The sequence below is a fragment of the Streptomyces sp. NBC_00335 genome (genome assembly GCF_036127095.1).
GTDB lineage: Bacteria > Actinomycetota > Actinomycetes > Streptomycetales > Streptomycetaceae > Streptomyces.
The window spans coordinates 689180-711815 of sequence record NZ_CP108006.1 but is presented as its reverse complement, the minus strand read 5'-3'; the positions used below and the strand labels follow the sequence as shown (position 1 = coordinate 711815).

At 73.5% G+C, this 22636-nt stretch carries 27 protein-coding genes; 16 read left to right on the top strand and 11 right to left on the bottom strand.

Annotated elements, in window-relative coordinates; translation table 11 throughout:
- Positions 1 to 765: a PIG-L deacetylase family protein gene (locus OHA37_RS03195; protein WP_266902223.1), complete on the top strand. Its 765-nt coding sequence runs from the start codon at positions 1 to 3 to the stop codon at positions 763 to 765.
- 185 nt (positions 766 to 950) lie between these two features.
- A complete protein-coding gene (locus OHA37_RS03190; protein WP_266902221.1) occupies positions 951 to 1784 on the top strand; it encodes an enoyl-CoA hydratase/isomerase family protein in 834 nt (277 codons plus the stop codon).
- A gap of 55 nt (positions 1785 to 1839) precedes the next feature.
- Here the strand turns inward: OHA37_RS03190 and OHA37_RS03185 are convergent, their stop codons facing one another.
- The 4 genes from OHA37_RS03185 to OHA37_RS03170 form a co-directional block, all read right to left on the bottom strand.
- Positions 1840 to 2643 (bottom strand): hypothetical protein, encoded by an 804-nt coding sequence (locus tag OHA37_RS03185; RefSeq protein WP_266902219.1) that lies wholly within the window; start codon positions 2641 to 2643, stop codon positions 1840 to 1842.
- A gap of 67 nt (positions 2644 to 2710) precedes the next feature.
- Entirely contained in the window at positions 2711 to 3196 is a 486-nt protein-coding gene (locus tag OHA37_RS03180) for a DUF2269 family protein (protein ID WP_266902217.1), read from the bottom strand.
- A 2-nt stretch (positions 3197 to 3198) separates the two neighbouring features.
- Positions 3199 to 3537, bottom strand: coding sequence for a hypothetical protein (locus OHA37_RS03175; RefSeq protein WP_266902215.1), 339 nt, complete (start codon positions 3535 to 3537; stop codon positions 3199 to 3201).
- A gap of 64 nt (positions 3538 to 3601) precedes the next feature.
- Positions 3602 to 4291, bottom strand: a complete 690-nt coding sequence (locus OHA37_RS03170; protein ID WP_266902213.1) for a DJ-1/PfpI family protein — start codon at positions 4289 to 4291, stop codon at positions 3602 to 3604.
- A 213-nt stretch (positions 4292 to 4504) separates the two neighbouring features.
- Between OHA37_RS03170 and OHA37_RS03165 the strand changes: the two genes are divergently transcribed.
- Positions 4505 to 5443: a GlxA family transcriptional regulator gene (locus tag OHA37_RS03165; RefSeq protein WP_266902211.1), complete on the top strand. Its 939-nt coding sequence runs from the start codon at positions 4505 to 4507 to the stop codon at positions 5441 to 5443.
- A 33-nt stretch (positions 5444 to 5476) separates the two neighbouring features.
- On the opposite strand, the gene OHA37_RS03160 is transcribed toward OHA37_RS03165, so the two are convergent.
- Positions 5477 to 6079, bottom strand: coding sequence for a TetR/AcrR family transcriptional regulator (locus OHA37_RS03160; protein WP_266902209.1), 603 nt, complete (start codon positions 6077 to 6079; stop codon positions 5477 to 5479).
- An 86-nt stretch (positions 6080 to 6165) separates the two neighbouring features.
- Here OHA37_RS03160 and OHA37_RS03155 point away from each other — a divergent pair, with 86 nt between their 5' ends.
- From OHA37_RS03155 to OHA37_RS03145, 3 genes are read left to right on the top strand one after another with little or no spacing between them, the layout of a single operon-like run.
- Positions 6166 to 6942 carry an SDR family oxidoreductase gene (locus OHA37_RS03155; protein WP_266902207.1) on the top strand — a complete coding sequence of 259 codons (777 nt, stop codon included), beginning with the start codon at positions 6166 to 6168 and terminating at the stop codon, positions 6940 to 6942.
- A complete protein-coding gene (locus tag OHA37_RS03150; RefSeq protein ID WP_266902205.1) occupies positions 6939 to 7289 on the top strand; it encodes an SRPBCC family protein in 351 nt (116 codons plus the stop codon). Before OHA37_RS03155 ends, OHA37_RS03150 begins: the two co-directional genes overlap by 4 nt.
- The gene (locus tag OHA37_RS03145; protein WP_266902203.1) at positions 7216 to 7410 is read left to right on the top strand and encodes a hypothetical protein; all 195 of its coding nucleotides are present in this window, start codon (positions 7216 to 7218) and stop codon (positions 7408 to 7410) included. Before OHA37_RS03150 ends, OHA37_RS03145 begins: the two co-directional genes overlap by 74 nt.
- Here OHA37_RS03145 and OHA37_RS03140 read toward each other — a convergent pair.
- The gene (locus tag OHA37_RS03140; RefSeq protein ID WP_266902201.1) at positions 7400 to 8299 is read right to left on the bottom strand and encodes an SDR family oxidoreductase; all 900 of its coding nucleotides are present in this window, start codon (positions 8297 to 8299) and stop codon (positions 7400 to 7402) included. The two genes, OHA37_RS03145 and OHA37_RS03140, sit on opposite strands and share 11 nt — an antisense overlap.
- A 142-nt stretch (positions 8300 to 8441) precedes the next feature.
- The gene (locus OHA37_RS03135) at positions 8442 to 9554 is read right to left on the bottom strand and encodes a hypothetical protein (protein WP_266902199.1); all 1113 of its coding nucleotides are present in this window, start codon (positions 9552 to 9554) and stop codon (positions 8442 to 8444) included.
- A 291-nt stretch (positions 9555 to 9845) separates the two neighbouring features.
- On the opposite strand from OHA37_RS03135, the gene OHA37_RS03130 reads away from it, so the two are divergent.
- The 3 genes from OHA37_RS03130 to OHA37_RS03120 are packed head-to-tail and all read left to right on the top strand — an operon-like array spanning position 9846 to position 13155.
- The gene (locus OHA37_RS03130) at positions 9846 to 10844 is read left to right on the top strand and encodes an NADPH:quinone oxidoreductase family protein (RefSeq protein ID WP_266902197.1); all 999 of its coding nucleotides are present in this window, start codon (positions 9846 to 9848) and stop codon (positions 10842 to 10844) included.
- A complete protein-coding gene (locus OHA37_RS03125; RefSeq protein WP_266902195.1) occupies positions 10841 to 12034 on the top strand; it encodes an acyl-CoA dehydrogenase family protein in 1194 nt (397 codons plus the stop codon). The genes OHA37_RS03130 and OHA37_RS03125 overlap by 4 nt, the downstream gene beginning before the upstream one ends.
- Positions 12031 to 13155: an acyl-CoA dehydrogenase family protein gene (locus OHA37_RS03120; protein ID WP_266902193.1), complete on the top strand. Its 1125-nt coding sequence runs from the start codon at positions 12031 to 12033 to the stop codon at positions 13153 to 13155. Before OHA37_RS03125 ends, OHA37_RS03120 begins: the two co-directional genes overlap by 4 nt.
- Positions 13156 to 13167: 12 nt before the next feature.
- On the opposite strand, the gene OHA37_RS03115 is transcribed toward OHA37_RS03120, so the two are convergent.
- On the bottom strand, positions 13168 to 14010 hold the full coding sequence (locus OHA37_RS03115; protein ID WP_266902191.1) for an alpha/beta fold hydrolase: 843 nt from the start codon (positions 14008 to 14010) through the stop codon (positions 13168 to 13170).
- Positions 14011 to 14097: 87 nt separating this feature from the next.
- Between OHA37_RS03115 and OHA37_RS03110 the strand changes: the two genes are divergently transcribed.
- From OHA37_RS03110 to OHA37_RS03090, 5 genes are all read left to right on the top strand, one after another.
- Positions 14098 to 14700, top strand: a complete 603-nt coding sequence (locus OHA37_RS03110) for a sigma-70 family RNA polymerase sigma factor (protein ID WP_266902189.1) — start codon at positions 14098 to 14100, stop codon at positions 14698 to 14700.
- Positions 14701 to 15026: 326 nt separating this feature from the next.
- Positions 15027 to 15638, top strand: coding sequence for a trimeric intracellular cation channel family protein (locus tag OHA37_RS03105; protein ID WP_266902187.1), 612 nt, complete (start codon positions 15027 to 15029; stop codon positions 15636 to 15638).
- 17 nt (positions 15639 to 15655) lie between these two features.
- Positions 15656 to 16189, top strand: a complete 534-nt coding sequence (locus OHA37_RS03100) for a GNAT family N-acetyltransferase (protein ID WP_266902185.1) — start codon at positions 15656 to 15658, stop codon at positions 16187 to 16189.
- 72 nt (positions 16190 to 16261) lie between these two features.
- Positions 16262 to 16645, top strand: coding sequence for a tyrosinase family oxidase copper chaperone (locus OHA37_RS03095; protein ID WP_266902183.1), 384 nt, complete (start codon positions 16262 to 16264; stop codon positions 16643 to 16645).
- Between the two features lie 6 nt (positions 16646 to 16651).
- Complete coding sequence (locus tag OHA37_RS03090) at positions 16652 to 17515, top strand: tyrosinase family protein (RefSeq protein ID WP_266902181.1); 864 nt, start codon at positions 16652 to 16654, stop codon at positions 17513 to 17515.
- Positions 17516 to 17596: 81 nt separating this feature from the next.
- Here the strand turns inward: OHA37_RS03090 and OHA37_RS03085 are convergent, their stop codons facing one another.
- Complete coding sequence (locus OHA37_RS03085; RefSeq protein ID WP_266902180.1) at positions 17597 to 17875, bottom strand: chaplin; 279 nt, start codon at positions 17873 to 17875, stop codon at positions 17597 to 17599.
- 122 nt (positions 17876 to 17997) lie between these two features.
- Positions 17998 to 18396, bottom strand: coding sequence for a hypothetical protein (locus OHA37_RS03080; protein WP_266902178.1), 399 nt, complete (start codon positions 18394 to 18396; stop codon positions 17998 to 18000).
- Positions 18397 to 18561: 165 nt separating this feature from the next.
- Here OHA37_RS03080 and OHA37_RS03075 point away from each other — a divergent pair, with 165 nt between their 5' ends.
- Positions 18562 to 20091 carry a carboxylesterase/lipase family protein gene (locus OHA37_RS03075; RefSeq protein ID WP_266902176.1) on the top strand — a complete coding sequence of 510 codons (1530 nt, stop codon included), beginning with the start codon at positions 18562 to 18564 and terminating at the stop codon, positions 20089 to 20091.
- Here the strand turns inward: OHA37_RS03075 and OHA37_RS03070 are convergent.
- Positions 20069 to 21268, bottom strand: coding sequence for an alpha/beta hydrolase (locus OHA37_RS03070; protein ID WP_266902174.1), 1200 nt, complete (start codon positions 21266 to 21268; stop codon positions 20069 to 20071). The genes OHA37_RS03075 and OHA37_RS03070 overlap by 23 nt on opposite strands.
- A 267-nt stretch (positions 21269 to 21535) precedes the next feature.
- On the opposite strand from OHA37_RS03070, the gene OHA37_RS03065 reads away from it, so the two are divergent.
- Positions 21536 to 22564 carry a hypothetical protein gene (locus OHA37_RS03065; protein WP_266912475.1) on the top strand — a complete coding sequence of 343 codons (1029 nt, stop codon included), beginning with the start codon at positions 21536 to 21538 and terminating at the stop codon, positions 22562 to 22564.
- Positions 22565 to 22636: the final 72 nt, after the last annotated feature.

The window sequence follows — 22636 nt, the reverse complement described above, 5'->3', positions numbered from 1 at the left end:
ATGAACCAACGACTGGACGGGCCCGCCCCCTTGGAGCCCATGCCGACCGACTGGCAGCGTGCGCTGGCCGTCGTGGCGCACCCCGATGACCTGGAGTACGGCTGCGCCGCGGCCATCGCGGACTGGACGGACGGCGGCCGCGAGGTCGTCTACCTGCTCGCCACGCGCGGCGAGGCCGGCATCGACACCATCGACCCCGCCGCGTGCGCCCCGCTGCGCGAGGCGGAGCAGCGCGCGAGCGCGGCCGTCGTCGGAGTGCCCACGGTGGAGTTCCTCGACCACCGCGACGGGGTCCTCGAATACGGCCTGGACCTGCGCCGGGACATCGCGGCCGCCATCCGGCGCCACCGCCCCGAGCTGGTGATCACGATGAACCACCGCGACACGTGGGGCGGGGCCGAGGGCGGCGGCTACTGGAACACCCCCGACCACAAGGCGGTCGGCCGCGCCACCCTGGACGCCGCCGGCGACGCGGGCAACCGCTGGATCTTCCCCGAACTCCTCACGGAACAGGGCCTGGAGCCGTGGAACGGAGTGCGCTGGGTGGCGGTGTCCGGCACCACGACGCCCACGCACGCGGCCGACGCCGGCCCCGGTCTGGAGCGTTCGGTGAAGTCCCTGATGGAGCACAAGGCGTACATCGCCGCGCTGACGGACGAGGCCCCGGAGACGTACGTACGCACCTTCCTGACGGGCAACGCCCAGCAGGCGGCGGCCCGCTTCGGCGGCCGTCCGGCAGTGCCGTTCGAGGTCTTCCCGCGTTAGACGGGGCGCCTAAGCGGTCTCGGGGAAGTGGGCCACGTCTCCGCGCCGCCCGGCACGGCGCCTCGCCGCACTGCCGCATCACCCGAGTACGTCCAGTACGCGGGGGATGCGGCAGCGCGCCGAGGCACCGCACCGGACGACGCGAAAACGCACCCCACTTCCCCGAGACCGCTTAAGGTGTCCGCGTGATCGACACCCTGAGCACGGAAATCGCGGAGGGTGAGGAACGGATCCGGCTGCACGTCGCGGACGGGATCGCCGAACTCACCCTCTGCCGCCCGGAGAAGCTCAACGGCTGGAGCTGGGAGTCCACGCGCCAGCTCGGCCTGCTGGCGGACCGGATCCGCTTCGATCCCGCCGTACGGGTGGTCCTGCTGCGGGCCGAGGGACGGGCGTTCTGCGCGGGCATCGACGTGACGGCCCCGGGCGGCGCGATCACGGGTGCCTCGGCGGCCGAGCGCAACCGCAACTACTACGAGGGCATCCGCTGGGTCCACGAACGCTTCGCGGTCCTGGCCCGGCTGCCCCAGCCCGTCGTGGCCGCCGTGCAGGGGTACTGCCTGGGCTTCGGCTTCGAGCTGGCCCTGATGGCCGACATCCGGGTGGCGGCCGAGGATGCCGTCTTCGCCCTGCCCGAGGCCCAGCTGGGCGTCGCGGTGGACGCGGGCGGCGACCTGCGCATCGCCCGCGAGGCGGGCGCCGGGTGGGCCAAGTTCCTGGCGCTGACCGGCCGCCGCATCGACGCCCGGACGGCGGAGCGCCTGAACCTCGTCCAACAGGTCGTGAGGCCAAAGGAGTTGGAGCCGGTCGCCCGCGCGCTCGCGGCGGAGATCGCGGCCAACGCCCCGCTCGCCGTCCAGGGCATCAAACGCGCGATCGACTCCTACGCGGACGCCGCCCTGCCCGCGGCCCTCGACCGCGTGGCGATGACGGCGGCCCTCACCCTCACCTCGGAGGACTCCCGCGAGGGCTACACCGCCAAGGCGCAGCGCCGGCCCCCGCACTTCACCGGAGGCTGAGCGCGGACTTCAGCCGAAGCCGAGCACGGACTTCAGCAGAGGCCGAGCCCGGACTTCAGCCGAGGCCGAGCACCGGACGTACGGAGAACGCCTCCCACGCGGACTCGCCCTCCGTGCCGTACACGAGCTCGGCCATCGCCGGGTTGCGGTTCGCCGTGGCCAGCGTCAGCCAGGCCCACAGGTCCCCGTACCCGCCGCACACGGACTCGCCGCCGTCCCCGCCGTGCACGGCGCCCGGGTCGGCGCTGATCTCGGCGGCGTAGGAGTCGTAGGCGATGCGCAGCCCGAAGGCGTTGGGCTCGCACCGCGGCCCGTCCGAGCCGCTGCCGTAGGACGGTTCGCCGATCGGGCAGGTGTCGCCCCACCGGAAGAGGGTGCGCGCCCCGGCCCCGCAGGCGTGCTCCCACTCGTCGGCGCCGGGCATCCGCAGCCCGCGCCCCGCGAGCACGGCGGGCATGCCGGCGGGGGGTGCGGTGAGCGGCTCGTTCGCCACGGCCATGAACACCGCCGGCAGGGTGACGGTCCGGGGCGGGCTCAGCAACTCGGCGAGGTGTGACTTGAGATCGGGGCCGTACCCGTACTCCTCGGCCAGGCTCTGCTCGAAGTCGGCGGTCTGTTCCGGCGTCGGCTCCCAGGCGTCCAGGTCGAAGCCGAGGCGGACCGTTCCCCCGGGTATCAGGGCGAACTCCCGCCCGTCCCGCTCGACGAGCACGCGGTGCAGGGGGCCGCCGAGGTGCGGGGCGGCATCGATCAGGCTCACCCGGCCGCCCACCAGGTCGGCGGCTTCCCGGGCGAACCGGCGTACGTCCGGCAGGGCGAACGAGCGCCACCGGTCAAGGGTCAGATCAGCGTGGGACATGGGGTCCATGGTGCCCCGGACCACTGACAAAGGGGGCCCGCACGCGCAGGCTTGCGCAGGCGCCCGGTCACGCTCCCGTGGTGGAGCCGGGCCGGACGACCATCAGTACGGTGACGGTCGCCCACAGCAGGTTGAAGACACCGGTGAGCATGGCGAGGCGGGCGGCGGAGCGGACGCCGGCGGTGGAGCCCGGGGCCTGTGCGGAGTCCAACGCCCGCACGGTGTCGAGGGCGCCGTCCTGGGCGGGCAGGATCAGCAGGGCCAGGGTGGCGGCCGCCGCGGTGGTCAGGACGATCGAGGTGATCAGCCACCCGCTGCCGAGGACGCCGAGGCTGCTCGCCGTGACGAAACCGGAGACGGGGACCGCGACGCCGATGCCGGCGTAGACGCGGCAGATGCGGTGCAGCGTCGGCAGGGTCGCGAGCGCCTCGTGGTCACCAGGGTTGCCGTGGGCGCTCCGCAGCGCTTTGGGGAACATGCTGGCGGCAACGGTGACCGGGCCGATGGCCAGTACCGCGGCCAGAACGTGCAGGGAGAGGAAGAGCTTCGTCATGATCAGTGCTCCGTGGCCGAGTGGACGGCGCGGACGGCGTGGACGGTCCGGCGCTGTCCGGTGACCTTCGAGGCCGGAAGGCGGCCGGCCTTGGACGTGCCGGTCAGGATGTCGCCGTCGACCGTCACGGCGAAGGCCAGGTTCAGGCGCACCGGCTTGGTGATCGCCTGCTTCCAGGCGAGCCGGTCGCCGTCGAGGGTGATGTCGGTGAGCGGGACTCCCTCGCCCGCCCCGTGGGCGGACCCGGTCAGGACGCCGCCCTGCCGCACGAGTTCGACCACGGCTTGGATCCGGCCGATGGGGGTGGAGACGGACAGGTCCCAGATGCCTTCTACGGACATGCTGCTGTTCTTCCTTACGTACGGGTGCGGTTGCGGTGGTGAGGTGCGGAGCCGGGAGCCGCGGTCAGAAGCCGGCGGGCATCGGGCCCGCATCACGCCAGACGGTGCCGCGGCGCTCGTAGGCGAACAGCTCTTCGACGGCGTGGGCGATCCGCGGGCCCACCTCGCGCTCCAGCAGGTACAGGCCCAGGTCGAGGCCGGAGGTGACGCCGGCTCCGGTGACGAGGTCACCGTCATCGACGACGCGGGCGCGCACCGCTTGGACACCGGTGGCATCGAGCATGTCGAGGCCCAGGTGGTGGGTGGTGGCACGGCGGCCCTCCAACAGGCCGGCCATGGCGAGCACGAGCGAGCCGCCGCACACCGCGGCGACCGTCACCCCGGGGTCGTCCATCGCCGCCTTCAACAGGGTGGGCAGCCCGGTCGTCAGGGCGCGGCCCAGCAGCACGGGGATGAACTCGTCCTGCTGCCGCTCCCCGGCCCCCGCGTCGTGGTCGGGGACCTCGCCGGGCTCTCCCACGCGGCCCGAGGCACCCGGGACCAGGATCAGGTCCGCACGCCGGGGATCGAGAGCGGCGGTGGCGCGCAGCACCAGGCCCCCGGTGCCGCTGACCACCTCGCGCGGACCTTCCGCGGACACCAGTTCCACGCTCACCGCACCGCCGCAGGCGCTGCCGCCGGCGTACAGCACCTCGTAGGGGGCGATGACGTCGAGCGGATCGAAGCCGTCGAACAGGACGATCTGGGCGTGCATGGAGGGGTTCCTTCGGATGCGGCGGAGGCGTCCGGCCGGTGCCGGAGCCGTTCCCGACGCTAATCGGCTGCCGGTCCGCCTCCCAGTGGCACTAGTGACACCTTCCAACGGAATATCGCCAAGCGGGCGCGCAGGGGCTCTGAGCTGCCCGAAGCAGAGGATCTGAGCTGCCCGGGCCAGGTCCGCACGCCCGTGGCGAGGTATCTTCTGGCCATGCACACCGTCGCCGTCCTCGCGCTGGACCGGGTGATCCCCTTCGATCTGGCCACCCCGATCGAGATCTTCACCCGCACCCGCCTCCCGGACGGACGCCCCGGCTACCAGATCCGCGTCTGCGCCGAGCGGCCGGAGATCGATGCGGGAACCTTCACCCTGCGCGCGCCCTGGGGACTGGAAGGGCTCGACGCCGCGGACACGATCATCGTTCCCGGTACCGCCGACCCCGAGGCCCCGCTCGCCCCCGCCGTCCGCGACGCGCTGCGCGCGGCCGCCGCCAACGGCACGCGCATCGCCTCCATCTGCTCGGGCACCTTCCCCCTGGCCGCGACCGGGCTACTCGACGGCCTGCGTGCCACCACCCACTGGATCGTGGCCGGCCTCCTGGCCGAGACCCACCCGGACATCGAGGTCGACCCGGACGTCCTGTACGTCGACAACGGCCAGATCCTCACCTCGGCGGGCGCCGCCGCGGGCCTGGACCTGTGCCTGCACATGATTCGCCGCGACTACGGCTCGGCCGTCGCCGCCGACGCCGCCCGGCTGTCCGTCATGCCCCTGGAACGCGAGGGCGGACAGGCGCAGTTCATCGTCCACGATTACGCACCCACCCCCCGGGGTTCGGCCCTCGAACCGCTGCTGGTCTGGCTGCAGGACAACCTCGGCTCCGATCTCACCCTCGCCGAGATCGCCGCCCACGCCGGAACCAGCACCCGGACCCTGATGCGCCGCTTCCGGGACCAGACCGGCACCACCCCGCTCCAGTGGCTCCACCGCGCCCGCATCCGCCAGGCCCAGCACCTCCTGGAGACCACCCGGCACTCCGTCGAACGCATCGGCGCCCAGGTCGGCTTCGGTTCGCCCACGTCCTTCCGCGACCGGTTCAAGAAGACCACCGGCGTCAGCCCGCACGCCTACCGCCGCAGCTTCGGCTGACGCGGCGCGTACGCGCCCCACGGCAGGTCCCCGCTACTCCGCCAGGCGCAGCAGGGAGAGGGCGCGGGCCGAAACCGCCGGGAGCGGTTCGCGGCCGTCCTCGGCGGCCCAGTGTTCGAGGGCGACGGTGACCGCGTCGATGAGTACGGCCGCCAACAGGCGGGTCTCCAGGGCAGCTTCAGGGCGGCCCGTACGGGCGGCGAGGACCGGCACCAGGCGGTCCTGCATCGCGCGGGCGGCCGCCAGCCAGCGCAGCCGGATCTCCGGGACGCGGCTCATCACCTGGATGAGGCGGACCGTCTGTCCGGGCTCCTCGTAGCGCGCGCCCGCCGTCGCGATGGTGAAGGCGGCCTGTGCGGCCTCGGTGAGGTGCTCCTCCGCGGGACGCAGGGCGAGTTCCTCCACCAGGGTGGCGACCCCGGCGGTGAGGACCGGGGTCAGCGCGTCCTCCTTGGCCGGGCAGTACCGGTAGAAGGTGCGCAGCGAGATGCCGGCCGCCCGCGCGATGTCGTCGACCGTCGTGGCCTCGTACCCCCGCTCCGAGAACAGTGCGGCCGCGGCCTCCGCGATCTCGTACCGCGTCGCCTCCCTGCGCCGCTCCGTCAAGGACGGGCGGCCCGTACTCGCCGTGCTCACCGCAACACCTCCAGGGGTAGATGGGGCCAATGTGCCACACGATCGCACTGTGGCATGTCGTGCCACGAAGGCGTACCGTGCCATCCATGACTCGTACCTACCTCGTCACCGGCGCCGCCTCCGGCATCGGCCGCGCCACCGCCGACCGGCTTCGCGCCCAGGGCCACACCGTCATCGGCGCCGACCTCGAGGGCGCCGACATAGAGGCCGACCTCGCCACCGCCGCCGGCCGCGCCGCGCTCGTCGCCCGCACCACCGAACGCACCGGCGGCCGCCTGGACGCCGTCGTCGCCTGCGCCGGCATCGCCGCCTTCGATCCGCTGACCGTCCGGGTCAACCACTTCGGAGCCGTCGCCACCCTGGAGGGCCTGCGCCCGCTGCTCGCCGCGGGATCCGACCCCCGCGCCGTCGTCGTCTCCTCCGTGGCCTCGATCCACCCCGCCGACCCCGCCATCGTCGACGCCGCTCTCGCCGGCGACGAGGAGGCGGCCGCCGAAGCCGCCGCGGCCGCCGTCGCGCGCGGCGAGGGCCACCTCGTCTACGGATCCACCAAGGCCGCCGTGGCCCGCTGGATCCGCCGCACCGCGCCCACCGCCGACTGGGCGGGCGCGGGGATCCCGCTCAACGCCATCGCCCCGGGCACCATCACCACCCCCATGACGGCCCCGCTCCTCGCCGACGCGGGCATGCGCGAGGTGGTCGACGCGAGCGTGCCGATGCCCCTGCACGGCCACGCCACCGCCGAACAGGTCGCCCCGCTGCTGGACTGGCTCACCGCCCCCGACAACACCCACGTCACCGGCCAGGTCGTCTTCATCGACGGCGGGGCCGACGCCGTGCTGCGCGGGGACGGTGCCTGGTGAGCGCCGAGCAGTCCGGGGGCTCCGGACCCGCCGTGACCGCCCGCGAACTGGTCAGGACCGCCGTCGTCCCGGCCGCCCCGGACGCCGTCTGGGAGCTCGTCGGCCGGTTCGGCGCGCTCGACGCGTGGCACCCGTACGTACCCAAGGCCGTCATCGAGGGCGGGAGCGACCCCGAACAGCCGGGAGCCGTACGGGTCTTCAGCATCGAGGGGACGGTCGTCGCCCGCGAGGAGCTGCTCGACCGGGACCCCGCCGCGCGCGTACTCGTACGCCGTGGTGGAGAGCCTGCTCCCGCTCCGGGAGTACGTCGCCACCCTGGCCGTACGCCCCCACCCGCTCGGCAGTGAGATCGTCTGGTCCGCCCGCTACCTCGCGGACGAGGCCGTCGCGGCCCAGGTCGAGGAGATCTTCGGCGAGGGCACCTACGGCGGTGGGCTGGCCGCGCTCCGCGGGCACTTCACGCAGTGAACGGCCCCCGCCCCAACTGCTCGCGCACCGGCACCACTTCGGGGTTGACGAGCGAGCGCCGCTGCCAGTTCGCCCCGTCCACCACCAGGGTGTGGCCGGTGATGAAGCGGGCGTAGGGCGAGGCCAGGAAGGTGGCGGCCCAGCCCAGTTCGCGCGGTGCGCCGACCCGCAGGGCGGGCTGCCGGGCGTCCTTGTCGTCCGGGGCGGCCCGCTCCAGCCCGCCCCGGATGTCCTCGGTCATGTCCGCGTGCGGGAACAGCCCGGGGACCAGGCCGTTGATCTGGATGCCGTACGGGCCCCACTCGACGGCGAGCGTCTCGACGAGGTTCTTCACCCCCGCCTTGGCGGCGGCGCTGTGCGCGTAGCCCGGCCCGCCGGTCCAGGCGTACGAGGCGCCGATGTTCACGATGGACCCGGCGCTGCCCGCGGCGAGGTGGCGGCGGCCGAACTCCCGGGTCACGAACCAGGTGCCGGTCAGGGTGATGTCGACCACCGCCCGCCAGGCGTTGGGGGACAAGTCCTCGGCCGGGCAGGGGAAGTTGGCGGCCGCGTTGTTGACGAGCACGTCCGGGACGCCGCCGAAGGCCGCCCCGGCCGCGTCGAAGACCTCCGCGACCCGCTCGGGGTCGCGGATGTCGCAGACGGCGGCCGTCACCCGGCCCGCTCCGGGCACGGCCGCCAGCTCTTCCTGAGCCGACTTCAACTGCTCGATCCGGCGGCCGGCGATCACCAGATCCGCGCCGAGCCGTGCGAACTCGGTGGCGATGGCCTTGCCCAGCCCGGTCCCGCCGCCGGTCACGAGCACCGCCCGGCCGGTGAACGTGCCGGGCGGCAGGGCGGCGGAACCGAGCGGCGGAGGCGCGGGCAGACCGCGCGGAGCGTTTTCCATGGCGCCATCGATAGCGTGCGCACGCTCAGATCGCCATGGCCGCAACACCGGCCGCTTCCGGGGCCTGCGGCTGGGCCCTATGGCTGGGCCCTATGGCCGGGTCTTACGGCGGGGCCCTGCGCCTGGGTCCCGTCGCCGGACCCTACGGCTGCGGCAGGTACGCCTGCTTGCTCGCGCAGGTCCAGATGACCGGCCTGAGCTTGCCGTTCGCGTTCACGGCCGATCCGCCGACCCGGTCGCCGTCGGAGACGGCCTCCGCCGTGCTGGCGCCGTTCGCCGACAGCCGGGGAAGCGCGAGGACAGGACCGGAGCCGGGCCACAGCTGCGCCTGGTCGGGCAGGGTCTGCGATTCCGGGTGGAACTTGGCCGTGCCGACGCTCACGCCGGTCGTCGGGCTGATCGCCTCGAAGGTGCCGTACGGGTGCGTGTTCAGCACCCCGGGGGAGGAGGCGGGGCCGGTGTGCGGCGGGGTCCAGACGAACGGCTTGTACTCGTACCACGGGCCGAGCCAGTTGTAGCCGACGACCCGGCCGCTCTCGTCCATGTCCTGTACGTAGCTGTCCTCGAACCCGCCGCCGCCGCTCGGCGCCAGGGCGCGGGCGGGCGAGCCGTCCGCGGGCCAGATCAGCGGATAGTTCCACCACTTGTGCTGGCCCGTCTCGGGCACCTCGTAGTCCTGCTCCGCCAGGCCCAGGACGTCGCCCGCGGTGTTGACGGCGGTGACCGTCTTGATCCGCGTCCCGGGGCCGCTGTCGGCGGGCAGCGGGAGCTCCCGCACCTTCAGGCCGTCCTTCCAGACCGTGCCGATTCCCTGCACGGTGGTGGAGACGACGTATCCGGCGTCGTTGACGTCGGCCTCGATGCCCGGCCAGCCGCTGCCCGGCAGCGGGGTGACCGCCGCGTCCCCGGCCCGGTAGGTGAAGAGGTAACCGGTCTCGCCCGTCACCCGGCCCAGCATCAGACCGCTCCGGTTGACGGCGATCACCTCGCCCGTGCGGGTGGCATCGCCCAGCGGGACCCGGTGGAGCCTGGTGCCGGTCCAGTACACCGGCTTGTTGCCGGAGAAGCCGACGGAGAGTTTGCCCGTGCCGAGATCCAGGACCCCCTGCGTCGGTGCACCGCCCGCGACGTAGGTGTCGGGCGCCAGATGTCCCAGTACCTGTATCTTCGGCGTGCACTTCGCCTCGGCGGCCGCGGCCGGGCCCGCCGCGGTGACCAGACCCGCCAGGACGGCGGCGGCGGCGGTCGCGGACATGCTTCTTCTCATGTGGTGGTTCCCCCTGGACTTGTGCTGTTCCCCGTTAAGTCATGACACGTGCACGCCACATGCTGCCCGAAGGTGTGCGGGAAGTGGCCGGATTTACGGGAGTGGTTGCGGAGGATCCCGGTCCACCGGGCCCGCTCCGGACTCCCGCCGGGTTCCGGTTCGGAATCCCGTCGGGGCTCCCGCCGGGATTCCATCCCGTCCCACCGGTTCCCAGAGCTGCAAGCGACCGCTTAGTATGCCCGCGAGGCGTGGTTCCCCGTCGGCGGCTGGAGGCCCCGGATGCAGGCATGGCGAGTACACACCCCCGGCGAGCCCCGCGAGGCGATGCGCCTCGAAGAGGTGCCCGAACCGGTGCCCGGCGAGGGCGAGGTGAGGCTCAAGGTGCTCGCCGCCAACGTCAACTTCCCCGACGCGCTGCTCGTGCGCGGCCAGTACCAGATCCGCCCGCCGCTCCCCTTCACCCCGGGCGTAGAGATCTGCGGCGAGACCGATGACGGCCGCCGCGTCATCGCCAATCCGAGCCTGCCGCACGGCGGCTTCGCCGAGTACGTCACCGCCCCCGCGCGCGCCCTGCTCCCCGCCCCGGACACCCTCGACGACGCCGAGGCGGCCGCCCTGCACATTGGCTACCAGACGGGCTGGTTCGGCCTGCACCGCAGGGCCCGGCTCCAGGCCGGCGAGACCCTCCTCGTGCACGCCGCCGCGGGCGGCGTCGGCAGCGCGGCCGTGCAGCTCGGCAAGGCCGCCGGAGCCACCGTCATCGGGGTCGTCGGCGGCAAGGCCAAGGTGCGCGCCGCCGAAGAGCTCGGCTGCGATCTCGTCATCGACCGCACCAGCGAGGAACTGGTGGCCCGCGTCAAGGAGTTCACCGGCGGACGCGGGGCCGACGTGGTCTACGACCCGGTCGGCGGCGAGGCCTACACCGCCTCGGCCAAGTGCGTGGCCTTCGAAGGCCGGATCATCGTGGTCGGCTTCGCGAGCGGCACCATCCCCGCGCCCGCGCTGAACCACGCCCTCGTCAAGAACTACGCCATCCTCGGCCTCCATTGGGGCCTGTACGCCGCCAAGGACCCGGCCGCGATCGCCGCCTGCCACGCCGAGCTCACCCGGCTCGCCGCCGAGGGCTCCATCAAACCGCTGGTCAGCGAGCGGGTGCCGCTCGCCGGCGCCGCGGACGCCGTGCAGCGCCTCGCCGACGGGACCACCACCGGCCGGCTGGTCGTCGTACCGGCCCTGGACACCGTGCTGCTCGGCTCACCCGCAGGAGGTTCCCGATGACGGCCGCCGTGCTCACCGCCGACCAAGTGCGCGCCCGCGTGAGGGAACTGCTCGCCGCGCACCCGCCCGCCACCACCGCGCGCGGGCCGTTCCTGTGGGCCCGCTTCGACGCCGGACTCGCCTGGGTGCACTACCCCGAGGGCCTCGGCGGACTCGGTGCGCCCCGCTCCCTGCAGGCCGTCGTGGACGCGGAACTGGAGGCCGCCGGAGCCCCCGACAACCAACCGCGCCGGATCGGCATCGGCCTCGGCATGGCCGCGCCCACGATCCTCGCGTACGGCACCGAGGAGCAGAAGCGGCGCTTCCTGCGGCCCTTGTGGACCGGCGAGGAGGTCTGGTGCCAGCTCTTCAGCGAGCCCGGCGCCGGCTCCGACCTGGCCGCGCTCGGCACCCGTGCGGTCCGTGACGGCGAGGACTGGGTGGTGGACGGCCAGAAGGTGTGGACCTCCAGCGCCCACACCGCCCGCTGGGCCATCCTGATCGCCCGCACCGACCCGGAGCTGCCCAAGCACCAGGGCATCACCTACTTCCTGTGCGATATGACCGCCCCCGGCGTGGAAGTGCGCCCGCTGCGCCAGATCACCGGCGAGGCCGAGTTCAACGAGGTCTTCCTCACCGGCGTCCGGATCCCCGACGCCCACCGCCTCGGCGAGGTGGGCCAGGGCTGGGCGGTGGCCCGCACCACCCTGATGAACGAACGCGTCTCCATCGGCGGCATGCGGATCCCGCGCGAGGGCGGCATGATCGCCCCGGTCGCCGCGGCCTGGCGCGAGCGCCCCGAGCTGCGCACGCACGACCTGCACGGGCGGCTGCTGGAACTGTGGATCGAGGCCGAGGTCGCCCGCCTGACCGGGGAGCGGCTGCGCCAGCAGCTCGCCCAGGGCCAGCCCGGCCCCGAGGGCTCGGGCATGAAGCTGACCTTCGCCCGCCTCAACCAGGAGATCAGCGGGCTGGAGGTGGAACTCCTCGGCGAAGAAGGCCTGTTGTACGAGGACTGGACCCTTCGCCGCCCCGAGATCGTCGATTTCACCGGCCGCGACGCCGGTTACCGCTACCTCCGCGCCAAGGGCAACAGCATCGAGGGCGGCACCAGCGAAATCCTCCTCAACATCGTCGCCGAACGCGTACTCGGCCTGCCCGCCGAGCCGCGCGACGACAAGGACCTCGCGTGGAAGGACCTGGCCCGATGAGCTCTCCCGCCGCAGCCCCGCTGGACCTGCTGTACTCCGAGGCCGAGGAGGAACTCCGTACGGCGGTACGGTCCCTGCTCGCCGCCCGCTGCGCTCCCGCGGCCGTCCTCGACCGGATCGAGGGCGGCAGCCCCCACGACCCCGGCCTGTGGCGGGTGCTCGCCGCCGACATCGGCACGGCGGGGCTCCTCGTACCGGAGAAGCTGGGCGGACAGGGGGCCGGCCACCGGGAGGCGGCCGTGGTCCTGGAGGAGCTCGGCCGGGCCGCGGCGCCGGTCCCGTACCTCACGAGCGCGGTCCTTTCGACGGAGATCCTGCTCGGCTGTGAGAGCGCGGAATCCGCGGACCTCCTACGGGAGCTCGCGGCGGGCAGCCGCATCTGCGTGCCCGCGCTGCCCCTGACCCTCGCCCCCGGCGCACCCCTGCCGGCGCCGGTCCGCGACTCCGGCACGGGGTCGCTGAGCGGGAGCGTGACCTCGGTCGCCGACGCCGTCTGCGCCGACGTGCTGCTGGTCCTCGCCGACACCGGGCTGTACGCCGTCCCGGCCGACGCGGCGGGGGTCACCCGGACCCCGCTCGTGGCGCTGGACCTGACCCGCCCCCTGGCCGGCGTCACCCTCGACGCAGCCGCCGGAACCCGGCTCGCCGACCCGGCCACCGCCCGCGCGGCCATCGCCGGAGCACTGCTCTCCGGGGCCGGGCTGCTCGCCTCGGAACAGCTCGGGATCGCCGAGTGGTGCCTGACGGAGACGGTGGCGTACCTGCGCACCCGCCACCAGTTCAACCGCCCCGTCGGCTCCTTCCAGGCCGTCAAGCACCGCCTCGCCCGGCTGTGGCTCGACGTGGCCTCCGCCCGCGCGGCGGCGCGCGCCGCGGCCGACGCCCTCGCCGCCGGCGCCGCCGACGCGCCGCTCACGGTGGCGGTGGCCCAGGCCTACTGCTCGGGCGTGGCGGTCCGGGCCGCCGAGGAGTGCGTGCAGCTCCACGGAGGCATCGGCATGACCTGGGAGCACCCCGCGCACCTCTACCTCAAGCGGGCCAAGGCCGACTCCCTGGCCCTGGGCACGACCGGGCACCACCGCGGCCTGGTCGCGGACTTCGCGGAGCTCCCGGCGCCGTAAGCGGCGAGCGGGTCATTGCCCCAGGAACTCCTCGACGGTCGCTGCGAACCGCTCGGCATCGTCGACCCAGGGGTAATGGCCCGCTCCGGGCTGTACCGAGAGAGTGGCGTCGGGGAAGAGTCCCGCGAGCTCGGCCGTCGACCGAGGGGGGCTGTTCAGGTCGAACTCCCCGGTGAGCAGCAGGACGGGTGCCTCGAAGGCGGCGAGCGCCGCCCGGGTGGTCTGCGGCGTGAAGGCACCCTCGGCGCCGAAGTGGGCGACGGCATCGCGGTTGACCGGCAGGCCGGCCGCGTGGTGCTCCCGTGCCGCGCTGTCCCACCGGCCGCAGAAGAAGGGGGCGAGGGCGTCCCAGTCGCCGCCCGTGCCCGCGGAAACGGCCTCCAGGGCGGCGAAGGCCGCCGGGAACCAGGGCTCGTCCTTGCGGAGCCGTGCGAGTGCGAGCCGGGTTTCGCCGGTGACCTCGATCCCGACGGCCCGGGTGCCGGGGCCGACCAGGGCGAGCTTGCCGATGGTGCGGGGGTACCGGGCCGCGTACCCCATCGCGATGTTCGCCCCGGCGGAGTGGCCGAGCAGGTGCGTCCGGGCGAGCCCGAGGTGCTGGCGCAGCGCCTCCACGTCCTCGACGAGCCGGTCGCAGCGGTAGGAGGCGGTGTCCTCGGGAACCGCCGACCGGCCGGTGCCGCGCAGGTCGAGGAGGATCAGCCGGCGGTGCCGGGACAGCCCTCCGAGGTCGCCGAGGTACTGGGAATCCGCGGGGCCTCCGGGGATGCAGACGACCGGTTCGCCGTGGCCGTCGGCGGCGCCGATCGTGCGGTAGGCGAGCCGGCTTCCGTCGGGTGCGCAAAAGGTGGGCATGGACGCAGCCTGCCAGTCATAACCAAGTTATACAACCCGGTTATGGAGGCCTGCCGCCGTCCTTCGCTTCCGGTGTATAACCGAGCTATGACAGGTGAAGAGGGTGTGCGCCGGATCCCGGAGTCGCTGACGGAGGAGCAGGCCGGGCGGATGCTCGCGGAGATGAACGAGGTCATCCGCGCGGGCGAGGAGATGCGCAAGCTGCGCACCGAGATGATCAAGGTGTTCACGGGTTTCGGCTGGACACAGGACAAGATCGCCCAGCTCACCGCCATGAGCCAGCCCGCCGTGTCGAAGCAGGTGGCGAAGTACAAGGCGGAAGACCCGCTGCCGCCGATCGGACTCTCCCTCGACCAGGGCGACCCGCCATGGCTCGAAGGACGCCTGTGGGGCCTGGCCGAGGAGATCGCAGAGGCGTACCCGGACACCGCGCGCTGTGCCCGCCACGTCGACGCCATCGCCCGGGGGAAGAAGCGCTTCACCCCCCGGGACGTGGACGAGCTGCGGCGCCTGGTCGAGGAGGACCTCAGGCTGCACCGCGAGGAGCTGCCCGCCTCCCACCGCGCGGCGTACGACGCGATCGCCCGAGGCCTCGACGTCCCCTCGGGCGCCACGACGGACACCCCGGCCTCCGTGCGCCGCACCCTCGCACACCGGATCCAGCGCGACCGGCTCGGCGACGACGCCTGACGGTCCGGCTCACGGGCGGGTGCACGGGCTGGGTCACGGTCCGGTTCGCGGGCGGCCCGGGGCTGGGAGCGCGGGCGAGTCCGGGGGCCGGGCGGCATGCGCGCCGCCGTCTTGGCGGCGCTGCCGTCCTGGCGGCGTCGCCGTCCCGGCCGCGCCGCAGTCCTGGCCGAACGGCCGATGCGGGCGCCCGGGCGGATCCGGCAACCTCTACGGGTCCCCCCGAACCTCTCCGGGCCGGCCGGGCCCCTCGCAGGGTGCTGTCCCAGCCCGGTCGCACAGACCTGCTCACCTCCCCCGGCCCCGCCCAGCCCCTCGAAGGAGGCGCCATGCTGCACGCCCTCTACCTCCTCGGCATCGCCGCCTTCGCCGCCTCCGGCGTCCTCGCCGCGCACCGCGCCAACATGGACCCCTTCGGCGGGCTCGTCCTCGCCTTCGCGGCCAGCATCTCCGGCGGGACCCTGCGCGACCTCATCCTCGACCGGCACCCGCTCTACTGGACGCACGACTGGCTGCTGCTCGTCCTCATCGGGTCCGTCGCCGTCGCCACCATGCTCTACCTGCGCCGCCGGGAGCTCCCGCAGCGCGCGCTCATGGTCGTCGATGCCGTCGGCCTCGCCGTCGTCACCGTGATCGGCGCCCGCGCCGCGATCGACGCGCACGTCACCCCCGTCGCCGTGCTCATCCTGGCCGTCCTGACGGGCGTCACCGGCGAGGTGGTCCGCGACGTGCTCTGCGGGGAGTTCCCGCCCTTGCTCCTGCGCGAAGAGGTGTACGCGACCGCCGCCCTCGCCGGGGCGCTGTCCTACCTCGGCCTGCACCGGGCCGGCGTCCCGGACACCGCCAACATCGCCGTCTCGGCCGGCCTCGTCTTCGCCCTGCGCATGACCGCGATCTTCCGCGACCTGCACCTGCCCCGGCTGCAGCGCACCGCCGCCTGATCCCTATCCTCGGGCGGATGAACCCCTCCCTCACCCGGATCGACGACGCCGCCGCCCTGACCGCACACCGCGAGGAGCTCGCCGACCTGCTCCTCGCCGTGGTGCGCGGCGGCTCCTCCATCGGCTTCCTCGCCGACCTCGACCACCGGGCGGCCGCCGCCTGGTGGGACTCCCTGCTCCCCGCTGTCGCAGAGGGCTCGCTCGCCCTGTGGGTGTCCCGGGGACCGGACGGCCGGGTCGACGGCACCGTCAGCTGGAGCCGGGAGACGAAGCCCAACGGCCGTCACCGCGCCGAGATCCGCAAGCTGATGGTCCACCCCGGGGCACGCGGCCGCGGCACCGGCCGCGCGCTCCTCGCCGAGGCCGAAGCCGCCGCGGCCCGCGCGGGGGTGGTGCTGCTGATCCTCGACACCGAGAGCGGCAGTGCGGCCGAGCGGGTGTACCGCGCCGCGGGCTGGACCGAAGCCGGCTCCATCCCCGACTACGCCACCGACCCGGCCGGCCGCCTGGTGGCGACCACCCTCTACTACAAACACACCGAACAGGAGTAGGTGCTCCCGGTGACCTCGCCCGCCGCGCCGCGTTAGACCCGTAGCCACCGGCCACCGAGCGAGGGAGACCGTATGTACGCAGCACCCGCCGCACCACTCACCCGCCGCGCGGTCCTCCGTACGGCCTTCACCGCGGCCGTGTTCGCCGGCACGGCCGCGGCGCTGGCCCCCGTACTGCGCGCCCGCCGTCCCCGCCAGACCCTCACCCCGGCCCCGCTGCCGGGACGCGAGGAGACGTACCGGGGCCGGCACATCGCCGTCGACGCGGCCGGGACCTCCGTCCGCATCGACGGGCGGGCCCTGCACGTCATGCGCCGCTCCGACGGCACGTACCTGAGCGGGATCAACCACTTCCAGTCCTACGCGACCCCGCTGGAGCTGGCCCGTGCGGCCGTCGACGAACTGGGCACCACCCAGCTGGCGTTCGCCGCCGCGCACCACGGGGGACAGGAGTAGCAGGGCGTGTACACCAGGCAGAACCAGAAGAACCTGACCAGCGCGCAGAAGAAGCGCTTCACGGCGGCCGTGATCGAGCTCAAGCGCAACGGCACCTACGACGCGTTCGTCCGTACCCACGACAAGTACTTCGTCCCCGACCGCGAGCGCAAACTGCGCGTCGGGCACATGTCGCCGTCCTTCTTCCCCTGGCACCGGCGCTACCTGCTGGAGTTCGAACGTCAGCTCCAGAGCGTCGACGCGGGCGTCACCATCCCGTACTGGGACTGGACCACCGACACCAGCCCGGCCTCTTCCCTCTGGGCGGAGGACTTCCTCGGCGGGACCGGCCGCGAGAGCGACCGCCAGGTGATGACCGGCCCGTTCGCCTACGGGACGGGCAACTGGACGGTCACCGTCGGCATCACGGAGGCCGCCTTCCTCACCCGCAACCTGGGCCGGCCGGCGAATCCGATCAGCCTGCCGACCCCGGCCGAGCTCCAGTGGGCGCTCGACGACCCGCTGTACGACAGCTCGCCCTGGGACTCGACGGCCGGGCGCGGCGGCTTCCGCAACAAGCTGGAGGGCTGGGCCGCCCCGAAGAGCGAGAAGTGGCGCAACCACAACAAGGTGCACCAGTGGATCGGCGGCCACATGACCGGCGGCACGGCCCCCAACGACCCGGCCTTCTGGCTGCACCACGCCTTCGTGGACCTGCTCTGGGACCGCTGGCAGCAGCGGCACCCGGCTTCCGGCTACCTGCCGGCGGCCCCGCTCGCGCTCGGCGACCTCCAGCGCGGCCGGGTGGTCTCCCTCGACGAGCCGATGCCGCCGTGGGACGTCACCCCGCGCGAGATGCTCGGCCACCAGGGGCTCTACCGCTACGAGTGAGCCCCGGCGGGGCGGTCGCAGATGACGACACGAGGAAGGGCCCCCGCCGTCCGGCGGGGGCCCTTCGGGTCACCAGGCGATTCAGCCGCCGTAGTTGCCCTCGGTGTGGTGGTCGCCGCCCGAGGCGTTGATGCAGGTGTTGCCGAACGCCGGGTTCAGCAGGCCGATCACGTTGACGGTGTTGCCGCAGACGTTGACCGGGACGTGCACCGGAACCTGGAGCAGGTTGCCCGACAGGACACCGGGGGAGCCGACCGCCGCACCGTGCGCTCCGGCATCGGCAGCAGCCAGACCCGCACCGGCGGCAAGGGCGCTACCGGCGGCAGCGGTGATGACGAACGCCTTCGCGATACGCGACATCAAGATCTCCTAGAGAGGAATGGGGGTGCCGCAGGAAACAGAAGTTGCGGCGTTTGACATGGCATACAACGCGGAGAGCGCCCAGGGGTCACGGCCGCTGGGCCGCTGGTGATCTCGAATTGCTACGAGCCGGCCGAGAAGCGGGCGGAGGAGAAGTAGCGGGGCACCTGCCTGACCGCGCCCGGCGCCAGCACCTCCACCGGGGTGCCCACACAGCCGGGCTCCCGGTACAGGGCCACCGAGCTCCCGGTCTTGTTCGTCACCGCCCGCCCGCCGCCGCCCAGTGCCTCCACGCAGCCCTTGGGGGAGTCGATGCCGTGCGGGCGGTCGTCCGTGCCCAGGTACTGGAAGGCGGGCCCGACGGCCGTCGGGGTCCCGAGGGCGGCGGTGGGGCCGTCGGCCGCGTGGGCACTGCCGCCGGCCGCCGCCGCGCCGGTGGCCGTGGCCGCCAGCAGCAGGACGGGGACCGATCCGGCCCGGACGAGGCTCCGAATGGTGTGGGGGAGAGACAGGGATCGCATGCCCCGCCCAACCCGGCGCGCCCCCGGCGGGGTCACGCCTTGTCACCCCGCGCATGCCTGTGCGACCGTGCGACCGGCGTTGTGCGGAACACCGGACCCGGCGGCCCCGGAGCCCCCACCCCCGGGGATCCCCTGCCCCGGGATCCCCGACACCAGGAGGACGTGATGGCCGCAGCGGCGAGCGAGACCCCGGACCGGGCCCGTCCCCGTCCCCGTGTCCGGACCGCCCACGGCGAGGTCGAGGGCAGGACCGGGCCGGGCGGCATCGCCGTCTTCCGGGGTGTTCCCTACGCCGCCCCGCCCGTCGGAGCCCTCCGGTTCGCCGCGCCCGAGCCCCCCGAGGCCTGGGACGGCGTACGCGACGCGGGGGCGTACGGCCCCACCGCGCCCAAGGTGCCCTACCCCGAGGCGTTCGCCGCGCTGCTGCCGGACCCCGACCTCCCGGGCGACGACTGCCTCAACCTCAACGTGTGGACCCCGGACCCGGCTCCCTCGGCCCGGCTGCCGGTCATGGTGTGGATCCACGGCGGCGCCCTCACCCGCGGCTCCTCGGCCGTGCCCGTCTACGAGGGCTCCGCCTTCGCCCGCGACGGGGTGGTGCTCGTCTCCGTCAACTACCGCCTGGGCGTCCTCGGCTACGGTCTCTTCCCCGACGCCCCCGCCAACCGCGGGCTGCTCGACCAGATCGCCGCCCTGGCCTGGGTGCGGGACAACATCGCGGCCTTCGGCGGTGACCCCTCCCGGGTCACCGTCTTCGGCGAGTCCGCCGGAGCCATCAGCATCGGCGCCCTGCTCGCCGCCCCCCGCGCCGCGGGGCTCTTCAGCCAGGCGGTCCTGCAGAGCGGCGCCCCCGAGGTGCTGCCGCGGGACAAGGTGCGCACCATGGTCCGGCGGATGGCCGCGCTGCTCAAGGTGCCCGCCACCGCCGAGGCCTTCGCCCGGGCCGCCCTGCCCGACCTGCTGGCCGCCCAGGCGGCGGTACTGCGCCGGTCCTCGCCGCTGCTCGGCGGCCCCGCCTTCGGGCTGGTCGCGGACCCCGGGACGCTGCCGCTCGATCCGCTCGAAGCGGCGGCCGCGCGGGGCGACGTACCGCTGCTGCTGGGCTGGACCGCCGAGGAGTACCGGCTCTGGCTGGCTCCGACCGGTGCGATGCGGCTGCTGGACCGGCTGGGGCCGCTGTCCGTGGCCCTGGGGCGGGTCCGCTCCGGCAAGGACCGGGCCGCCGTACGGGCGCTGCGCGCGGAGCGGCCCGGCGCGGGACCGGCCGACCTCCTCGGCCACCTGCTCACCGACCGGCTGCTGCGCGATCCGCTGCGCGTGCTGGCGGGCGCGGCCGGGCGGAGCGCGCCGAGCTTCGTGTACGAGTTCGCGTGGCCGTCCGGGGTCGAAGGGCTCGGGTCCTGCCACGCCCTGGAACTGGGCTTCGTCTTCGACACCCTGGAGGTGCCCGAGGCGTCCTGGCTGGCCGGGCCGGACGCCCCGCGGGAACTGGCCGGGGAGATGCACGGGTCCTGGGTGCGCTTCGCCGTCGACGGGGACCCGGGCTGGGCGCCCTGGAACGGCGACGGCCCGCCGAAGGTGTTCGGCGGGCCGGTGCACGGGGATCCGGGGCGCGAAGAGCCGGCGCGCGAGGAGCCGGCGCGCGAGGAGTCGGTGCGGGTCGGAGCGGCGACTACTCGACGGGTCCTGCCATGACCTTGCTGATGAACTGGATCGGTCCCTCGCCCATGTTGGGCACGTAGGTCTTGGCGTTGTGCTTGCCGCCCTGAATGATCTTCAGGTTGGTGTGGATCGGCCCCTTGCCGTATGCGGCGATGAACTTCTGCACGTTCGGCAGGGTGTTCTTGTTGCTCTCGTCGGTGCCGACCTGGAAGGCCAGGTAGACGTCCGGGCCGCCCTTCTTGGCGATCAGCGCCTTGGCGAGCAGCTCGGGGTTGTTCTCCGCCTTCTCCTTGTCGTGGCCCGTCCAGAGCGGGGAGTCGGGGACGATGTCCGGGCCGGAGCAGATCGCGGCCTTGAACTTGTCCGGGTGCTTCAGCACGGCCTTCAGGCTGGCGAAGCCGCCGGTGGAGGAGCCCATGTAGGCCCAGCCGTCACGGGACTTGACCGTGCGGAAGTTCGCCCGCATCAGGTCCGGGACGTCGTCGGTCAGCCAGGTGCCCATCTTGGCCTGACCCGGGATGTCGGAGCCGTCCCAGTAGATGCCCTTGTCGTCCGGGCCCGGGTTGAGCACCGGCATGGCCAGGATGAAGGGCTTGCTCTTCCCCTCCGCGTACCACTTGCTGATGCTGGTCTGGAGGCCGAGGTCGGTGCCCATCCAGTAGTTGTTCGGGTAACCGGCGCCGCCGGGCAGCGCGATCATGACCGGGAAGCCGCTCTTGGCGAACTTCGGGTCGTTGTACTCCTTGGGCGCCCACACCCAGACCTTGCCCTTGAAGCCGGACTTCTTGCCGTCCAGCGTGGTGACGGCGACGTGCGTGCCGTCGGACAGGGTCATCGAGTTCTTGAAGTCGGCCGCCGGGCCGGTGGGCATCGACATCTTCGAGTTCGGCGGCGGCGTGGCGACGGCCGCTCCACCGGTGTCGCCCCCGGCGGAGCCGGAGGGCGGCAGCTGCCCGAAGGAGACGGTGTCGCCCTTGTCGGTGAAGGGCGGTATCTCGTAGTGGCTCATCACGAGCGAGGCGACGGCGGCGAGCGCGAGGACCGAGGCGCCCGCGATCACCCACCGCCGGACCCGGGACGGCCGGCGCGGCTCCTCCGGGGGCGGCGGGAGCGGCTGTCCGTACTGCTGGTCGTACGGCCCGTAGGGCTGCTGCTGGTAGGGCCCTTCCGAGCGGTACGGCTGCTGCTGTCCGTCGGGTGCGTGCGACATGTGCGGTTGCTCTCCGGCTGGTGCTGCCCCGTTGGGGCGGGGTTGGGACTGCTTTCGATCGAAAGATGAGCGTACGTGCCCACGGGTTCCCGATTTTTACGTCTCTTGGGGTTCCGTAGGGGAGCGCGTTGCCCGGCGCGAAAAGGGTGCGCCCGGTTCCGGTCTCTTCGCGGACCGTCCCTGGTCTCTCCACATGCCGATCGGTACGGTACCCCCGCGCCGCCCCCAGCTCCCTGCACCCGCCCGGAGGTAACGTCCGTGTTCGGTATGCCCCTCCACCGCCGGATCCTGATCTTCGTCTCCGGCGTCGTCCTGCTCGCCGCCATCGGTGCGCTCGCCGTCGTACGGGCCTCCTCGCACGCCGGGGAGAAGAACCGGGTCCAGGCCGGAGGCCCGCCGATCACCCCCGGCCCGGTGTCACTCGCCCCGGGCGACGGCGGCCGGCGGATCGTGTTCCGGAACATGGCCTGGGGACCGCACCGCGACGAGCTCGCCACCGCGGCGGCCGGCGCACCCGAAGGTCCGCGCACCGCCTCCGGGGTCAGCTGCCTGCGCTTCCACGCGGCCGCCGGCACCGGGGTCTGCCTCCAGTCGGACAAGGGCGGGGTGCAGGAGGGCTACAAGGCGGTGGTCCTCGATGCCCGGCTGAAGGAGGTCGGCTCCCGCCCGCTGGCCGGCATCCCGACCCGGGCCCGGGTCTCGCCCGGGGGCCACCTCGTCGCCTGGACGGTCTTCGTCGGCGGGGACTCGTACGCCGGTACGAACTTCTCGACCCGGACCTCCCTGCTGGACCTGCGCAGCGGGACGTACGATGCCTCGCTGGAGGACTTCACCATCCACAAGGACGGCAAGCAGTACCGCAACGCGGACGTCAACTTCTGGGGGGTCACCTTCGCCGCCGACGAGCGGACCTTCTACGCGACGCTCGCCACCGGCGGCCGGACCCACCTGGTCCGCGGCGACCTCGCGGCGCGCACGGTGACCACGCTGCGCGAGAACCTGGAATGCCCGTCCCTGTCGCCCGACGGGACCCGGCTGGTGTTCAAGAAGCGGGTGCCGGGCCTGTCGCCGGAAGCACCCTGGCGCCTCCACGTCCTGGACCTCGCCACCATGACCGAGACCCCGCTCGCGGAGGAGCGCAGCGTCGACGACCAGGTGGTGTGGACCGATGACAGGACCGTCGTCTACTCACTGCCCGGGGACTTCGGCGCCGACCTGTACTCCCTGCCCGCCGACGGCTCCGGCGCCCCGGCGCGCCTGATGACCTCGGCCCTCGCCCCCGCCTTCCTCGGCTGACACCGGGAGGGCGGGGACGGGGACGAAGGGGCGCGGGCGGGGGAGTGGGCGCAGCCGGGGGCCGGGCGTGCG

What these genes read in the sequence shown, in the direction of transcription:
- OHA37_RS03100 (WP_266902185.1), top strand. Translation starts at nt 15,656, where the DNA reads ATGAACCCCTCCCTCACCCGGATCGACGACGCCGCCGCCCTGACCGCA.
- OHA37_RS03105 (WP_266902187.1), top strand. Translation starts at nt 15,027, where the DNA reads ATGCTGCACGCCCTCTACCTCCTCGGCATCGCCGCCTTCGCCGCCTCC.
- OHA37_RS03070 (WP_266902174.1), bottom strand. Translation starts at nt 21,268, where the DNA reads ATGTCGCACGCACCCGACGGACAGCAGCAGCCGTACCGCTCGGAAGGG.
- OHA37_RS03095 (WP_266902183.1), top strand. Translation starts at nt 16,262, where the DNA reads ATGTACGCAGCACCCGCCGCACCACTCACCCGCCGCGCGGTCCTCCGT.
- OHA37_RS03085 (WP_266902180.1), bottom strand. Translation starts at nt 17,875, where the DNA reads ATGTCGCGTATCGCGAAGGCGTTCGTCATCACCGCTGCCGCCGGTAGC.
- OHA37_RS03170 (WP_266902213.1), bottom strand. Translation starts at nt 4,291, where the DNA reads ATGCACGCCCAGATCGTCCTGTTCGACGGCTTCGATCCGCTCGACGTC.
- OHA37_RS03080 (WP_266902178.1), bottom strand. Translation starts at nt 18,396, where the DNA reads ATGCGATCCCTGTCTCTCCCCCACACCATTCGGAGCCTCGTCCGGGCC.
- OHA37_RS03195 (WP_266902223.1), top strand. Translation starts at nt 1, where the DNA reads ATGAACCAACGACTGGACGGGCCCGCCCCCTTGGAGCCCATGCCGACC.
- OHA37_RS03185 (WP_266902219.1), bottom strand. Translation starts at nt 2,643, where the DNA reads ATGTCCCACGCTGATCTGACCCTTGACCGGTGGCGCTCGTTCGCCCTG.
- OHA37_RS03120 (WP_266902193.1), top strand. Translation starts at nt 12,031, where the DNA reads ATGAGCTCTCCCGCCGCAGCCCCGCTGGACCTGCTGTACTCCGAGGCC.
- OHA37_RS03180 (WP_266902217.1), bottom strand. Translation starts at nt 3,196, where the DNA reads ATGACGAAGCTCTTCCTCTCCCTGCACGTTCTGGCCGCGGTACTGGCC.
- OHA37_RS03155 (WP_266902207.1), top strand. Translation starts at nt 6,166, where the DNA reads ATGACTCGTACCTACCTCGTCACCGGCGCCGCCTCCGGCATCGGCCGC.
- OHA37_RS03075 (WP_266902176.1), top strand. Translation starts at nt 18,562, where the DNA reads ATGGCCGCAGCGGCGAGCGAGACCCCGGACCGGGCCCGTCCCCGTCCC.
- OHA37_RS03115 (WP_266902191.1), bottom strand. Translation starts at nt 14,010, where the DNA reads ATGCCCACCTTTTGCGCACCCGACGGAAGCCGGCTCGCCTACCGCACG.
- OHA37_RS03125 (WP_266902195.1), top strand. Translation starts at nt 10,841, where the DNA reads ATGACGGCCGCCGTGCTCACCGCCGACCAAGTGCGCGCCCGCGTGAGG.
- OHA37_RS03140 (WP_266902201.1), bottom strand. Translation starts at nt 8,299, where the DNA reads ATGGAAAACGCTCCGCGCGGTCTGCCCGCGCCTCCGCCGCTCGGTTCC.
- OHA37_RS03130 (WP_266902197.1), top strand. Translation starts at nt 9,846, where the DNA reads ATGCAGGCATGGCGAGTACACACCCCCGGCGAGCCCCGCGAGGCGATG.
- OHA37_RS03065 (WP_266912475.1), top strand. Translation starts at nt 21,536, where the DNA reads ATGCCCCTCCACCGCCGGATCCTGATCTTCGTCTCCGGCGTCGTCCTG.
- OHA37_RS03110 (WP_266902189.1), top strand. Translation starts at nt 14,098, where the DNA reads ATGACAGGTGAAGAGGGTGTGCGCCGGATCCCGGAGTCGCTGACGGAG.
- OHA37_RS03175 (WP_266902215.1), bottom strand. Translation starts at nt 3,537, where the DNA reads ATGTCCGTAGAAGGCATCTGGGACCTGTCCGTCTCCACCCCCATCGGC.
- OHA37_RS03135 (WP_266902199.1), bottom strand. Translation starts at nt 9,554, where the DNA reads ATGTCCGCGACCGCCGCCGCCGCCGTCCTGGCGGGTCTGGTCACCGCG.
- OHA37_RS03165 (WP_266902211.1), top strand. Translation starts at nt 4,505, where the DNA reads ATGCACACCGTCGCCGTCCTCGCGCTGGACCGGGTGATCCCCTTCGAT.